Source organism: Frankia sp. AgKG'84/4 (assembly GCF_023242965.2).
In the GTDB taxonomy this organism is placed as follows: domain Bacteria; phylum Actinomycetota; class Actinomycetes; order Frankiales; family Frankiaceae; genus Frankia.
This window is the reverse complement of record NZ_JALKFU020001140.1, coordinates 1-1,242: the sequence shown is the minus strand read 5'-3', so window position 1 is coordinate 1,242 and position 1,242 is coordinate 1. Positions and strand designations below refer to the sequence as shown.

Sequence of the window (1,242 nt, the reverse complement as noted above, 5' to 3'; positions counted from 1 at the left end):
CGGGCGGGGCGCCCGCCGAGGACAGTGTCACGCCCAGCGCCGGCAGGGCGACGGCGCCGGTGATGAGTTCACCGCCCTGCCACAGCGCGACGTGCACCGCCCAGTCGGTCCGGCCGGGCTCGGCGAACTCGCGGGTGCCGTCCAGCGGGTCGACGATCCAGACCCGCTCGGCGGACAGGCGCACCGGATCGTCGACGGCTTCCTCGGACAGCACGGCGTCGGCCGGGCGATGGCGGCCCAGTGCCCGGGCGAGCAGCGCGTGCGACCGCGCGTCGCCGGCGTCGCGCAGCGTCGCCGGTTCGGCGAAACCGACCTCGCCGCGGATCCTGAGCAGCAGTTTTCCCGCATCCGTGGCCAGTCGCCGGGCAAGGACGTCATCGTCGAGTTCGTCGGTCGCGATGTCGATGGGAACGAGAGCCGGCAGGCTGGTGTCGTCGGTGTTCATCGGGTGGGAGTCTGTCACCCGCTACGGTCGCGGGTGTGAGTGCCACCTCTGATCCGGATCCCGACCGTCAGCGCGCCGCCCAGGACGGGCCGTCCGGGGCGTCCGGGCCCGCCGGCGGCGAGCCGCTGCTCACGCTGGTGAGCCCGGCCCGCGCGGCGCGGCTGACGGCCGCCTCGCTCGACTGGCCGTCGCTGACACTGACGCCGGACCAGCTCGCCGAGCTGGAGCTGCTGCTGGTCGGCGCCTTCGGCTCGCCGCCGGGCTACCCCGCCGAGGACGAGCTCGATGGCGTGATGGTGCCGTCGCTGGTCGTCGCACCGGACGTCGCCGCGCCGCTGTCAGCCGAGGCGACCATCGCCCTGCGCGACCAGGAGGGCGTCATGATCGCGGCGCTGCACCTGCGCGCGGCGGTCCCGGCGGCGCAGGGATCCCGGATCCGCCTGGTCGGCACCGTGGAGGGGGTGCGGCTGCCGCACCACCCGGATCATCCGGACCTGCGGCTGACGCCCGACGAGCTGCGCGCCCAGCTGCGGGCGCGGGGCTGGACCGGTCCGCAGGTCGGCTCCGGGGCGGCCTGGGCGGTGTGGGCCGACGGCCTGCTGCACACCGCCGACGTGGGTCGTATCAGGGCGCTGACCCGCCAGGGCAAGCGCTGCGTGGTGCTCGCCCCCGTCGGCGGAGCCGATCCCGCGGACGCTCATCACCACCTGCGGATCCGCTGCCTGCTGGCCGCGATCGACGCCGTCGACACGCCGCTGCGCCCCAGCGAGGCGACGCTGGCCTCGGAGGCCGTGGCG

2 protein-coding genes are annotated in these 1,242 nt (G+C 75.6%); one reads left to right on the top strand and one right to left on the bottom strand.

The genetic code is table 11. The annotated features are described in order from the left end of the window. The coding region (locus MXD58_RS27925; RefSeq protein ID WP_284678940.1) for an inositol monophosphatase family protein at positions 1-445 on the bottom strand (445 nt) is incomplete at its 3' end. Positions 446-480: 35 nt separating this feature from the next. Here MXD58_RS27925 and MXD58_RS27920 point away from each other — a divergent pair. Next, on the top strand, positions 481-1,242 hold a 762-nt coding region (locus MXD58_RS27920; RefSeq protein WP_518478705.1), incomplete at its 3' end, for a bifunctional sulfate adenylyltransferase/adenylylsulfate kinase.